We start from the raw sequence: 12451 nt of genomic DNA on the forward strand, positions 1-12451 counted from the left end.
GTCTCTGTTCCCATGGGGACAAGGGCGCTGTATCTTGTGGATCACCGATCCAGATCCTGATTCACAGCAAGCGGATCACTGATCCAAATATATGGATCAGTGATCCGCTTGTCAAGGCAACCCATGCGAGCCGACGCCAGAAAAAATTACAGTCATCTACTTGCCGTCGCGCGTGACATCGTCACCGAGCATGGCGTCGATGCGTCCATGCGAGATATCGCCCGCCGGGCCGACGTCGGGTTGGCCACGCTGCTTCGTCATTTCCCGACGCGAGAAGCTTTGTTCGAAGCGTTGATGTGTACGAATCTGGACGCACTGGCGCAGAAGGCAGACGAACTCGAAACGTCGAATTCACCAGACGAAGCGCTCGTGTCCTGGTTTCGCGAAGGGGTGGCATTCGTCCATAGCTATCGCGGCGTCGTCGATTTGATCGCGAGCGCCCACGCGGACCCGGACTCTGCGCTTTTCGCTTCATGCGCAACCGTGCATGCAGTGGGCGCGCGATTACTGCTCCGTGCTCAGGCCGAAGGCACGGCGCGCGCCGATATGAATGGGGACGACCTGTTCGCCCTGATGTCGGCGCTCGGCTGGCTCGAGGGCCAACCCGCATTCGCACCGCGGGCCGATCATCTTTTTCACGTTATCGCGAGCGCCATCCTGACAAATCCGTCAAAACGGGTTGACTGATCGACTGCGGGTGGAAGAACCGGGTTACTTGCGGATCCCGGTCGAGCTGTACGTTGATTCCGGCTCGGGCTGAACAGGCCATCGGTAGTGACCAGTGCTAAGTCAGACGCCGCGTCGTTGCCACACAAGTTGTGCTGGATAAATTTATTGCCGTTGCCGGGAATTGCTATCTCGGGCGCGCAACCACTCGGGCGAATGAACTGACCAGCTTTGCCATTCATCTGCCCAGTGGGCAGTTCACTACCAAAGGCCAGTCGTCGCTAGAAAAAGCGAACCACCACAGTAACCACAATGAGAGCCGAGAAGATCAGCGCCGGAGCGAGATGCCCGAACGGCTCCCGGTTTCGTAGCAACGTGAAGAGCGCGCCGATCATGATGGCGCCAGCCAGCGTTAGGCCTAAGACTCTGGTTTGTTGTCCAAGAAGAAGTGCCGCACTGAGCAGCTCGAGAGCGCCACAGAGCAACTGAAACCATGCCGGATAACCCCAGCGTGCGAAGTCGCGCTTCACCGCGCCGGGTCTTGCGAGGTTGATCACCCCGGCAACTGCGAACAGAGCCGCTACGATCATCGCGAGGATCAATTCGAAAGACACACTGTTCCACGCCATCGTCATGCTCCGTTGATTTGCTGAAAGTGGTTTTGAGCGGAGAGGTCCGCAATCAAGCCGGGGCCATGGGGTTTCCACGCAAGCACTCGCCGGGCATGCTGGCCGTTTACTTTCTGGTCGAGCGCCAGCGCATCAGCGAACGGTCCAAGCGATTGGCGAGCATCGTCGAGCGGCCAAGGTTCGACGCGATCGGCGCCGACCGAGGCCCGGATCGCTTCACCCATTTCGGCAACGGCAACGGCATCTTCCGCGACTACGTTGAAGATCTGTCCTGTAACTTGACCGTCCCCGCTTAATGCCCGCACCACCGCGCTCAGGTAAGCCGTCGCGAGATCATCGACGTGAACGGCGGGCCAGTGATTGCGACCATCGCCGACGACCCGCACGTTGCCGGTTTGCCGGGCCATGCCGGCGAGCATGCCGAAAACACCGCCGCCGTAGCCGTGCACCATCGCCGGCCTGAGGATCACTGCGGCGATTGAACGGCTTGCTGCCAACGCCTGCACATGCTGCTCCACTGCCGGCCGCCAGGCGATGAGTGGTGTCGGATTCAGCGCCGATGTTTCAGTCGCGGACTCCCCCTCCGTATTGCCATAGACCCAGGTGCCCGACGTATAGACAAACGCCGCGCCCGGATGCAGATGCGTAAGCATCGCTACAACCGCAGCCTCATCAGCCGCCGCGGCGGAAGCATCGGCGGTCGACGCGGTGTGCACCACGCCATCAGCGGCACCGGCAGTCGCAGCGAAAGACTGTGGCTCACGCAGGTCGCCGGAATGCAGTTTCACACCGAGACGTGCCAGCTCGCTGGCGGCCGCCGACCTGTCCTGGCGCACCAGCGCCGTCACCTGATGGCCGAGGCTGATTGCCTTGCGCGCGACGGCTTGGCCGATGTAGCCAGTACCACCTGTAATGAATAGTTTCAAAGCGTTCTCCCAGCGATTGCTCGCGAAGTTGATTAATCACAAACGAGACCAATCAGTCTCGTTTTGGCGAATCTAAACGAGACTGGCCAGTCTTGTCAACTCCGCGACGATCTGTTAATTAGCCCTTATGGACGCTTCCTCTCCCCCCGGCCTTAGCCCGCTGCAACGCCGCAAGCGGTCTGCCATCCTCGACGGCGCGAAAACCGTTTTTTTGCGCCAGAGTTTCGCTCTGGCGAAGATGGACGATGTCGCCTCGGCCGCCGGCGTCGGCAAACAGACGGTCTACCGCCACTTCAGGTCCAAGGAGGCACTCTTCGTTGGTCTGGTGACCTCAATGTGCGCTCAGGTGGGTGCACTTCTTGCCGCCCCTCAGGACGCGCAATCCGATGGCTCGCCCGACGTCGAATTGCGCGCGTTGGGATGGTTGTTGGCGCAAATCCTTATCGCGCCGGATAACCTGCGGCTTTACCGGGCCATCGTTGCTGAGGCCGAGCGTCTTCCGGAACTCGGCCAGGTGTTTTACGAAAATGGTGCAAAGGTCGTGCGTGCCTTCGCTGCCAAAATTCTGCGAAAGCGATTTGACGAATCGACGGCTGCATTGCGGGCGGCGACATTCATTAATTTGGTGCTCGGCGACGCATATCTGGAACTGTCGATTGGCTATGCGGTGCCCGATGTTGAAACGCGCTTCGCGCTGCAGATTGATGAGGCAGTGGCGGCTGCGCTTCGCTAAGAAGTGCAGCATAAGATGTCGAACCGTTGCATGCGGAGCGTAACAGCGAGTTTGCGAGGATGGGCCGTGTGGCTGCCGGCCGTGGTCAGTTTCACAGGCTAAGAGAAAATATCCATGTCCGAGCCGATTTTGCAAAGCAGTGTGACGTGTCCCTTCTGTGGGCATCGATCCATGGAAACGATGCCCACCGACGCGTGCTGGTTTCTATATGACTGCCAAGGGTGCGGCGAACTCCTGCGGCCAAAGCCGGGCGACTGTTGTGTGTTCTGTTCCTATGGCACCGTGCCATGTCCACCGAAACAGCAGGAGCGGTCCTGCTGCCGTTGAGTAGTGTCATCTTTCTTACTGGTGAGACTTAGGGAAGCGCCTGCTCGATGCGTCGTGTGGATACGAATGACAGAGCGCACACGCGTCAACGTTTCAACGACCGAAACTTCATTGAGAATGACTGGCCATGTCTATGGATCGTCGCGAGTTCCTGAAGCTGGGCAGTCTGGTCACGTTAGGCGGCGCTATGCCTTCATTGCTGCCGGCCACCACTGAGCAAAGCACTGCAGAGCAAGTGGTGCTTGCCGGCAAGGCGGACTACACGCTACGTATCGGCCGAAGTCTGGTTGAACTCTCGCCGGACCACATCGTCTCCACCGCCACTTATAACGACCAGTTTCCGGGCCCTCTGGTAAGGCTCAAAGAGGGTCAGCGTGTCGTGGTCGATGTGTTCAACAACACGGATAGAGACGAGCAATTGCATTGGCATGGCCAGTTCCTCTCGGCCGATATGGATGGCGCTGCGGAAGAAGGCACGCCCTATATTCCTGCGCGAGGAATGCGCCGACTATCGTTCATTCCGGGGCCTTCCGGATTTCGCTTCTATCACACGCATCTTGTCGCAGGCAGTGACCTCTCGATCGGGCAATACAGCGGACTCGTCGGTCCCGTCTATATCGAGTCTCGTCATGAGCCGGGAGCGTACGATCGCGAGGTGTTTCTCACGCTGAAGGAATTCGATCCGTTCTTTAGCAAGGGCGGTGATATGGCGATGGACTTTCTCCATCCCAGCGATCGTGATCGTTCCCTAGAAGAGCGCGGTGAGACCGCGATGAAAGCCTCCCTGGCACAGGGGCAGCCACATGGCTACGAAGTGGGTTATCAGGCTTTCACGATCAATGGCCGCATGCTTGGTCATGGCGATCCGATCCGGGTGAAATCCGGCGAGCGCGTGTTATTCCACATCCTTAATGGGAGCGCGACTGAAATCCGCAGCCTCGCGTTGCCCGGTCACACCTTCAAGGTGGTCGCGCTTGATGGCAACCCGGTGCCGCATCCGGCAGAAGTCCCTGTGTTGTGGCTCGGCACCGCCGAGCGTATCAGCGCCATTGTCGAGATGAAGCATCCGGGCACATGGATACTGGGTGATCTGGCTGACGATGACCGCGGTCGTGGCATGGGTATTGTGGTCGAGTACGCCGAACATCGCGGCAAACCGCAGTGGGTCAAGCCTTCACCATTCGCGTGGGATTACCGACGCTTCGCGTTGCCGAACGCTGCTGTGGCAGCTACCCCCGATGAAGTGATCGAAATGACCTTCGCCAAGCAGAACGCAGCCGACGAAGGCTTCAATCGCTGGACAATCAACGATGTTGCCTTCGACATGAAAACGATGAAGGCGATGTTCCAGCTTCACCAAGGCAAGCGTTATCGATTGCGCATGCACAATGCGAGCGACGACATCCACCCGATGCATCTGCATCGACATAGCTTCGAGATTACCCGTATTGCCGGATTGCCCATGGGCGGCGTCGTCAAGGACGTCGCCATGCTGGGTGGTTATCAGTCGATGGACATTGACTTCACTGCGGTTCAAAAAGGTCTATCGCTGTTTCATTGCCACATGCAATTGCACATGGATTTCGGATTCATGGCGTTATTTGACTGCGTATGACTGCGCCAGATCAGTCCATGCTGCGCACCAATGTCGCCACCCCATCGAATAACAAGCGTCCCGGTCATGCGGTCGAGGTTGCTATCGCCTTCCTGAAATTAGGCCTCACCTCGTTTGGTGGTCCGATCGCGCACGTGGGCTACTTCCGTCGTGAGTTTGTTGAGCGCCGCCGCTGGCTGGACGAGGAACACTTCGGTCAACTCTTTGCGCTGTGCCAGTTCCTGCCTGGGCCGGCGAGCAGCCAACTAGGTTTTTCGCTTGGTCTGTTGCGAGCTGGGTGGCTCGGAGCGATAGCCGCCTTCATCTGCTTTACGTTGCCGTCCGCCTTGCTTCTTTTTGTGTTCGCCGCATTTAGCGGCCATCTCGCCGGGCCATGGGGGCAAGGCTTGGTGCATGGACTAAAGCTTGTTGCGGTCGCTGTCGTCGCTCAAGGCGTCGCTGGTATGGCGAAATCCCTGACGCCGGATCGCCCACGGGCTTTGATGGCGGCAGGGGCGGCAGGCTTGGTCGCCGTCAGCGGTACTGCATGGATGCAGCTCGTCATTGTTGCGGGAGGTGCACTATTGGGGCCTCGGTTATGTCGTGGCGTAACAGCGCATCAAGGCGAAACGTTTGCATTGCACTACGGCCATCGGCTTGGAGGCGTATGCATAGCAGCCTACGTAGTGCTGCTCGCCGTCGTATTGAGCGCGACATCGTACCTGCCGCCGCTGGGCCAAGTGGCAGCGGCTTTTTACCGTACGGGCGCGCTGGTATTCGGAGGTGGCCATGTGGTCCTGCCGCTCCTCAAACAAGCAATCGTCGATCCCGGCTGGGTAAGTAACGACACTTTCCTGACAGGCTATGGCGCAGCCCAGGCAGTTCCCGGGCCGATGTTCACGCTGTCCGCGTTTCTGGGTGAACGCCTGAATGGCGGATCGGGCGGATGGATCGGTGCAACGGTCAGTCTATTGGCGATCTTTCTACCTGGGCTTCTATTGGTCAGTGGAGCGTTGCCGTTCTGGCGAATTTTAGGAAACAGAAATGGCGCGGCGCGCATGCTCGCTGGCGTGAATGCCGCCGTCGTGGGCCTCTTGGCATACGCGCTTTATGATCCCGTTTGGGTGAGCGCGATTAAGGATGCCAAAGACTTTGCTATCGCATTGATTGCTTTTACCTTGCTCGTGGCAGCACGCTGGCCTGCGCTGGTGATCGTAGTTTGGTGCGTATCGGCATCGCTCCTGCGAACGCTGGGGATTTAGCCACAGCGTTGTGTCCACAACTGGACAGAGCTCCATAGTCCGTACCTTTTAGGAACCCATAGTTGGTGTGTATAGCAAGCAGCCGACACAAACTATGCGTGCGAACAGATCGCATAGTCTGCGCACATTATTGGAAATCAGCCAGTTATCGCATGGCCTAATGCGAAACGGGAGCCTGAAAAGGCCTCATGGTCTGTAAATCAATGAGTCGAACCCTGCGCTCATAGACCATCAAGGCCATTCTGATCGCACGAAAACTAATGTCCACTTCCACCCGAGGTGGACATACCGCCATCCCGTATTTCGCGATAATTCGGTGCCAAATTAAGAAACGACATTAGCCATGGGGGATGGTTATGAAAGCCTGGGTGTTTGCTCTTGCGATACCCGATGCGTCGGCGTCATCCGTCGGACGCGCTGCGCCTTTAAGCAGGAGCGTATGTCAACCTGATTACGTCCTCGCCGATTAAATCGCTGGCCACCAGGCGCAGCGCCGGCCGAGGGCCCGAGAAGAATGGCTTGCCATGACCAAGCACGACAGGGCGGAGGTAGAGTCGATACTCGTCGATAAGACCAAGGTCGGCCAGGCTTCGCGCCAGGTCCGGGCCGGCGACATCGATCTCCCCGGAGCGCTCGGCCTTCAGTCTCCGAATCGCCGCCTCGATGTCACCGGTAACAAGGATGGCGTTGGGGCCGACTGATTTCAGCGAGCGCGACACGACCAACTTCGGTAGGCTTCGCCACACCGCCGCAAAGTCGTGATCCTCCGTGTCCCAATCAGGCTGGTCCTCGTCCCAATAACGCATGATCTCGTACGTACGGCGTCCGTACACCAGGCCCGTCAGGTTGCGCACGTGCTCTATGAAGTGGCGAGAGACCAATGGCCCGGGAGGCCCTAATTTCAGATGGTCGACATAGCCATCCAGGGATTGCATCAATCCGAACACAAGCTTTGCCATGGGAAGCCTCCGCTCGAGAGTCTTCAGGATAGTAGTGGTGCGAGTGCCTTGGCGTGCCCCAAAGTTTGTACATAGGCCGTTCTCCATTGTTTGTACGTCCGGCACAAACCATGGAGTTCTGCCCGCACGTGGACCGAACTCCATAGTCCGTACGTTTTAGCACCCCATAATTTGTGCATGGACTTTCAGATCAATAACTGTCGCATGAGCGAAGTCGCGAATTTGGCCAGATTTAGCACCATAGTTTGTGCAATCAGCCGCCGCCAAGCGACGCAGCCTACGTATGCGGATCAAGGGGAAGAAGATAGCCGCCTACGAAAGCGGAGGCGTACCAGTCTGTGAAGCCGGCAGTAGGTCAGCAGCTCATCCTGATGCCGGAAGATGTGCTTTCCGAAGTTCATTCATAAATTCTGCGCGCATTTCAGGCCCACCTTCTTTCAAGGTGCGAGCCAGACCGCATAACTCAGACTCGGGCAAATACTCGTGTCCCCATGCAGCCATTTCCAACAGAAGAGGAACCAGTGCGATGCCTTTCTCCGTAAGGCTATAAATCGCTTTCTGTTTATGGGTCGGGTCATCGGACTTGGTGATGATCCCTTGCTGGACAAGCTTTCGAAGTCGGTCGGCAAGGATATTCGATGCGACACCCTCCAAAGATTTGGTCAGGAGTTCGCGGAAATGCCTTCGGTTAACGAAAACGATGTCGCGGATGACGAGCAAAGTCCATTGATCGCCAAGCACTTCGAGCGTTTGGTTGATGACGCATTCGGATCTATGGCTCGTGCGCACGCTGCTTCCAACTTGAATGGACATCCCCGCCCCATTCTACGACTTTAAAACCAGTTGCATAATCTAACCAGTTGTACCACTGTACTGGTTGCCGTGGGCGAGATCCGTCCAGCTGGCGCTCGCGTGCAACGCTGCGTTGTCAGGAACCTGGGGGTTGGGACTGAAACTTCGTGGGAGGCAAAAATATGAACATGTTCAAGCAGCTACGCAATATCTTGAAACCGTTCGCTACGATTTTTGCTCTGACTTGCTTTGGCAATGCCTTCGCTCAGGTGAGCTACCAAGTTACCGATCTGGGCGTTCCGAAGAATGACAATTATTCGATGATCATGTCCGTCAACGATGAGGGCTGGTCGGAGATCATGGCTGGGAACTTTCTACCGGGGCAGGGGGATTCGTTATCCGGGGTACCTTTAAACGGACGCGCACTGATAAACGTCGACGGACACTATGTCGATCTCGGCACGCTTGGAGGACCGAACAGTTGGATGAACTTTGGCGAGATCAACGACCTCGCGCAGGTAGTGGGTGATTCCGAAACGGCTGTCCCAGACCCGAACGGCGAAGACATTTGCGGATTCGGCACTCACCTTACGTGTCTTCCGTTTCTTTGGCAGTCCTTCCATATGAGCGCCCTCCCAACACTAGGCGGAAATAACGGGGAGGCGAGCGCGATTAATAACCTTGGACAAATCGTTGGAATGGCAGAAAACGGTGCCGTGGACCCCTCATGCCAGACGGGTACCATCAATAATCGGGTTCAATTGCCGGTGTTATGGGAAAACGGCAACGCCCACGCTCTGCCTACGGTGGATCATGATCCAGACGGGTTCGCATTTTGGATCAACGATCGTGGTCAGGCCGTCGGCTACTCGGGGAACTGCAGCGGGCCCATTCACGGCATATTGTGGGAAAACGGCACTGCGTCTGCGCTTGCGGACCTCGGAACCGGCGGCTTCGCTGAGAACATCAACAACCAGGGCCAAATTGTTGGAACCGTCGGTAGTGCTGACGGAACTACCCAAACTGGCGCGATTTGGCAGATTGTCAAAGGCACAGGCACCACCAAACTCACCACAGTGCTCGGACTGTTGCCGGGGGATGCCGCGGGCATAGCTTTCGGCAACAACAACGAGGGCCAAGTAGTGGGAGGTGAGTGGAACGCCAACTTCTACTGGTCTCACGCCTTCATCTGGCAGAACGGCGTGATGGCCGACCTCAACACGCTGTTCCCTGCCAGTTCCAACCTGTTCGCGACCTTCGCCGCCAAGATCAATAACCGCGGACAAATCGGAGGCATGGCAATCGTATGCAGCGGGCCGCAGCAGGGCGAGATGCACGCCTTTCTAGCAACCCCTGTGAAGCAAATCGCGGGTGAATCGATTGCACAGGCCGCGCCTAATTGCCTGGAATCCAATTTCCCCGCAGCGGACGCTGTCAATCGACTTTTGAAGAAATCCGGACCCGGCGGCCAATTCGTGCGTTAACGAGCGTTTTCGAAGCGTAATTGAAGGGCGTGCCTAGCAGTGATAACTACCAAAATCGATTCCGAGGACTCCTGGGTGCTTATGCTTTAGCAGGCTTTTGTCCACGGCACGGCGTACTCCAAAGTTTGTGCGCTACAGGAACTCCATAGTTGATTCAATCGGTACAAACTATGGAGTTCCGCCCAGATGGACAGAACTCCATAGTTCGTACCTTTTAGGAACCCATAGTTTGTGTGTTTAGCGGGCTGCCGACACAAACTATGCGTGCTAACAGATCGCATAGTCTGTGCACATCCTTTCGAGTCAATAGGTTACCGGTCGGACGAAGTCGCAGATTTGGCCCGGTCTAACACCATAGTCTGTGCAATCGACCACCAAGTCGTGCTCGTTGGAAGTGCTAAAGAGCGGTGCTGCTTATGTACCCACAGCAAAGCATTGCCGCGTCCTGCTGCAAGCCCCGAGGGTTGGCGTATCGAGTTGGTTGGCGAGGGTGGGCGAGAACCCCGGTGAGCGTGGGCGTATTTTCCGGATTCCAGGCTATTGTTTAGATCGGTGCCGCACCGGGCTGCGGCGACACGCGTTCAATTGCGTCGACCCAGCGGCCAATCGGTCCCCAACGGTAAATGAGCGAAGGAAAAGGATTTCTGATCGCCTTCCACGGAGGCCGACAATGTTGCTTCAAGGGCGAAGAGTGCAATTACTCCTCGAATGCGCCCAACCGCCGCGACGACCGATAATGTGTCGGCGACATTCCGAAAGAGGCTTTGAACAATCGGCTGAAATGCGCCGAATCGTTGAGACCCCATCGATGGGCGATCTCGGTGATGGAGGCCGTGCTATCCGCTGCGTCAAGGTCCGCTCGGCAACGCAGGAGACGTCGCTGTTGCACCCACCCTGATACGGTAAGGTCGCGTGCGCTGAAGAGCGTATAGAGATAACGAACCGAGATGCCATTCTCGTCGGCAATCTTCGTCGGCGATAGATGGGCATCCTCAAGGTGCGATTCGATGTAACGGCTGATGCGGGCAAATAGCTGATCGCGGGGTGATATGGCTGACGAGCGGCGTTGCGCCCTGAATGCCGCGCCCAACAATTCCAGTGTCACGTCAACAGCATCGGAAGACGTGTCGCCGTTTCGTGTCATCACGCTAGTGGTCAGCGTTGACAAGTAAGAACCCAAAAGCGTGGCTAGATTACTGTCAGCAGGCAAGCGCAAACCAGCGTAGGTCTCTGCGTTGTACAACACGCTTTCAAAACGTGCGATCGGGACGATCATGCACAGCTTGTCGAATTCCTCAGGCATCTCGAACGACACCGGGCGCTCACTGTGCCAGACGCAGATTTCGCCAGGAGCGACGAGCACACGATCGTCGTCTATCGTGCACAGGGTCGAGCCGGATCGTTGATATAAAACGCCCAAATATGAGTCGCCGTCCCCGGATATCTCCGCGGGACCGCGCATGGCTCCTAGTGGATTGCCGGATAGCTCGATGAGGCGGATATCGCCCAGACGATGTGGCACAACGTGCGTGAGAAGAGGCACTTCGCGCGTCTCAGAAACGGTCCAGCCGACCAGATCGGAACTCAAGGCGTGATTGAGAGACTCCCGATCGACATACGTACGCCGTGTCGCGGTAGCTAGGGTTGTCATGGCAGATACGTCCTTCGAGCAGCACCTTTTCGCACTTTGGCCAATGGGTCACTGTATAGCCGGAAGCTAGCCTTGCCAACGTTGCCGGAAGGCTTTTTGTCTGTGCAGTCACATCCAAAAGAGTCTGCACGGACGTGCATGCGACTTGGGTTCGGCGTTTCTAGCATGCACCCATGACAAGAGGTCGACTCGACAGAATTGCCACGATCGAAGACTTGGCGGACGTTGCGCGGCGCCGCATTCCAGATATCACGCTGGGTTATCTCGAAAGCGGCACGGGCGGGGAGGTTGCGTTAAGGCGAAACCGCGAGGCGCTCGATCGGGTCACACTCGTGCCGCAATACATGCGCGATGTGCGGTCGCGATCGGCTGCGACCTCGGTATTTGGTCAGGCCTACGATTTACCCATTGGCATCTCCCCAGTCGGACTAGCCAATGCCATTTGGCCCGGCACGGACCAGATGCTGGCCGCGGCCGCCGCAAACGCAAATGTTCCGTACGGTTTGTCGACCGTCGGAACGACCAGTATCGAGAAGATCGCCACGATTGCGGGCGGCAACCTCTGGTTTCAGCTCTATGTCGCGCGCGATCAGGAGGTCACCTTTGACCTGCTCCGTCGGGCTCATGCAGCGGGCGTGAAAGTTCTGCTCGTCACGGTTGACGTGCCGATCCAAAGCAAACGCGTTCGCGATATCCGAAACGGCTTCCAACTTCCTCTACGCCCGAATCTCGCGACCATTGTCGACGTCCTTAGTCATCCCGCGTGGCTTCTTGGCTCGGCACTCGCGGGTTACCCGCGCTTCGAAAGCTTGACCAAATACGGGCCGACGGGTGCATCGGCACCCTCACTCGCCGCTTATGTCGCCAATCACATTACCGATCAGTTGGACCCCGAATTACTGAAGAGGGTACGCGATGCGTGGCCTGGCAAGCTGGTGATCAAGGGCGTCATGGACAGCCATGCCGCACAGGCCGCCGTCGATATCGGTGCCGATGGCATCGTCGTTTCCAATCATGGCGGGCGCCAGTTCGATGCAGCGCCGGCTTCGATCGACGTTCTGCCCGCCATCGCGCAGGCCTTCGGCAACAAGCTAACGGTGATGTTGGACAGCGGAATACGCAGTGGTGAAGACGTGCTACGCGCCCTGTCGCTCGGCGCCGAGTTCGTGTTTTCGGGTCGGTCTTTCGTGTATGGGGCGGGGGCCGCTGGGTCGGCTGGAGCAAGCAAGGCACTTTCGATATTCAAAGACGACATCTTGCGCGGCATGGCGCAGCTGGGGATCAACAACCTGACTGAGGTGAGATCTCGCGATGAATGCAGATCGGAAGAAATTTGAATCTTAGAGACGGGCCGCGCGAACGTTCGCTGCGACTCGTCCTTCATCACCGATTTTTTGGTGACACATTTCAACCTGAGGTGGCCTCTTC

General features: G+C 57.4%; 12 protein-coding genes. 7 read left to right on the top strand and 5 right to left on the bottom strand.

Annotated features, from left to right (window positions below):
* The first annotated feature begins 123 nt into the window (after positions 1-123).
* Entirely contained in the window at positions 124-687 is a 564-nt protein-coding gene (locus ISP19_RS01925) for a TetR/AcrR family transcriptional regulator (RefSeq protein WP_204679098.1), read from the top strand.
* 260 nt (positions 688-947) lie between these two features.
* Here ISP19_RS01925 and ISP19_RS01930 read toward each other — a convergent pair whose 3' ends face one another.
* A complete protein-coding gene (locus ISP19_RS01930) occupies positions 948-1295 on the bottom strand; it encodes a DoxX family protein (RefSeq protein WP_204679107.1) in 348 nt (115 codons plus the stop codon).
* A 2-nt stretch (positions 1296-1297) separates the two neighbouring features.
* Positions 1298-2221, bottom strand: a complete 924-nt coding sequence (locus ISP19_RS01935) for an NAD-dependent epimerase/dehydratase family protein (protein WP_204679109.1) — start codon at positions 2219-2221, stop codon at positions 1298-1300.
* A gap of 127 nt (positions 2222-2348) precedes the next feature.
* Between ISP19_RS01935 and ISP19_RS01940 the strand changes: the two genes are divergently transcribed.
* From ISP19_RS01940 to chrA, 4 genes are all read left to right on the top strand, one after another.
* Positions 2349-2954, top strand: coding sequence for a TetR/AcrR family transcriptional regulator (locus ISP19_RS01940; protein ID WP_204679111.1), 606 nt, complete (start codon positions 2349-2351; stop codon positions 2952-2954).
* Between the two features lie 114 nt (positions 2955-3068).
* Positions 3069-3281: a GDCCVxC domain-containing (seleno)protein gene (locus ISP19_RS21215; protein WP_239556388.1), complete on the top strand. Its 213-nt coding sequence runs from the start codon at positions 3069-3071 to the stop codon at positions 3279-3281.
* Positions 3282-3408: 127 nt separating this feature from the next.
* Positions 3409-4896, top strand: a complete 1488-nt coding sequence (locus ISP19_RS01945) for a multicopper oxidase family protein (protein ID WP_204679119.1) — start codon at positions 3409-3411, stop codon at positions 4894-4896.
* A gap of 17 nt (positions 4897-4913) precedes the next feature.
* Positions 4914-6137 carry a chromate efflux transporter gene (gene chrA, locus ISP19_RS01950; RefSeq protein WP_204679128.1) on the top strand — a complete coding sequence of 408 codons (1224 nt, stop codon included), beginning with the start codon at positions 4914-4916 and terminating at the stop codon, positions 6135-6137.
* 425 nt (positions 6138-6562) lie between these two features.
* Here chrA and ISP19_RS01955 read toward each other — a convergent pair whose 3' ends face one another.
* Together ISP19_RS01955 and ISP19_RS01960 are read right to left on the bottom strand one after the other, a co-directional pair.
* Complete coding sequence (locus tag ISP19_RS01955; protein ID WP_204679130.1) at positions 6563-7096, bottom strand: dihydrofolate reductase family protein; 534 nt, start codon at positions 7094-7096, stop codon at positions 6563-6565.
* Positions 7097-7459: 363 nt separating this feature from the next.
* The gene (locus ISP19_RS01960) at positions 7460-7909 is read right to left on the bottom strand and encodes a winged helix-turn-helix transcriptional regulator (protein WP_204679133.1); all 450 of its coding nucleotides are present in this window, start codon (positions 7907-7909) and stop codon (positions 7460-7462) included.
* Between the two features lie 161 nt (positions 7910-8070).
* Between ISP19_RS01960 and ISP19_RS01965 the strand changes: the two genes are divergently transcribed.
* A complete protein-coding gene (locus ISP19_RS01965; RefSeq protein WP_204679135.1) occupies positions 8071-9372 on the top strand; it encodes a hypothetical protein in 1302 nt (433 codons plus the stop codon).
* Between the two features lie 697 nt (positions 9373-10069).
* Here ISP19_RS01965 and ISP19_RS01970 read toward each other — a convergent pair.
* Complete coding sequence (locus tag ISP19_RS01970) at positions 10070-11023, bottom strand: helix-turn-helix domain-containing protein (RefSeq protein ID WP_204679137.1); 954 nt, start codon at positions 11021-11023, stop codon at positions 10070-10072.
* Positions 11024-11196: 173 nt separating this feature from the next.
* Between ISP19_RS01970 and ISP19_RS01975 the strand changes: the two genes are divergently transcribed.
* Positions 11197-12360: an alpha-hydroxy acid oxidase gene (locus ISP19_RS01975; RefSeq protein WP_204679139.1), complete on the top strand. Its 1164-nt coding sequence runs from the start codon at positions 11197-11199 to the stop codon at positions 12358-12360.
* Positions 12361-12451 lie beyond the last annotated feature (91 nt).

This window comes from Dyella flava (assembly GCF_016904955.1).
In the GTDB taxonomy this organism is placed as follows: Bacteria; Pseudomonadota; Gammaproteobacteria; order Xanthomonadales; family Rhodanobacteraceae; genus Dyella_B; species Dyella_B flava.

Excerpts from the sequence above, each read along its gene's own strand:
- ISP19_RS01965 (WP_204679135.1), top strand. The coding sequence starts at position 8,071 with ATGAACATGTTCAAGCAGCTACGCAATATCTTGAAACCGTTCGCTACG.
- ISP19_RS01930 (WP_204679107.1), bottom strand. The coding sequence starts at position 1,295 with ATGGCGTGGAACAGTGTGTCTTTCGAATTGATCCTCGCGATGATCGTA.
- ISP19_RS01975 (WP_204679139.1), top strand. The coding sequence starts at position 11,197 with ATGACAAGAGGTCGACTCGACAGAATTGCCACGATCGAAGACTTGGCG.
- chrA (WP_204679128.1), top strand. The coding sequence starts at position 4,914 with ATGCTGCGCACCAATGTCGCCACCCCATCGAATAACAAGCGTCCCGGT.
- ISP19_RS01940 (WP_204679111.1), top strand. The coding sequence starts at position 2,349 with ATGGACGCTTCCTCTCCCCCCGGCCTTAGCCCGCTGCAACGCCGCAAG.
- ISP19_RS01970 (WP_204679137.1), bottom strand. The coding sequence starts at position 11,023 with ATGACAACCCTAGCTACCGCGACACGGCGTACGTATGTCGATCGGGAG.
- ISP19_RS21215 (WP_239556388.1), top strand. The coding sequence starts at position 3,069 with ATGTCCGAGCCGATTTTGCAAAGCAGTGTGACGTGTCCCTTCTGTGGG.
- ISP19_RS01925 (WP_204679098.1), top strand. The coding sequence starts at position 124 with ATGCGAGCCGACGCCAGAAAAAATTACAGTCATCTACTTGCCGTCGCG.
- ISP19_RS01960 (WP_204679133.1), bottom strand. The coding sequence starts at position 7,909 with ATGTCCATTCAAGTTGGAAGCAGCGTGCGCACGAGCCATAGATCCGAA.
- ISP19_RS01955 (WP_204679130.1), bottom strand. The coding sequence starts at position 7,096 with ATGGCAAAGCTTGTGTTCGGATTGATGCAATCCCTGGATGGCTATGTC.
- ISP19_RS01945 (WP_204679119.1), top strand. The coding sequence starts at position 3,409 with ATGTCTATGGATCGTCGCGAGTTCCTGAAGCTGGGCAGTCTGGTCACG.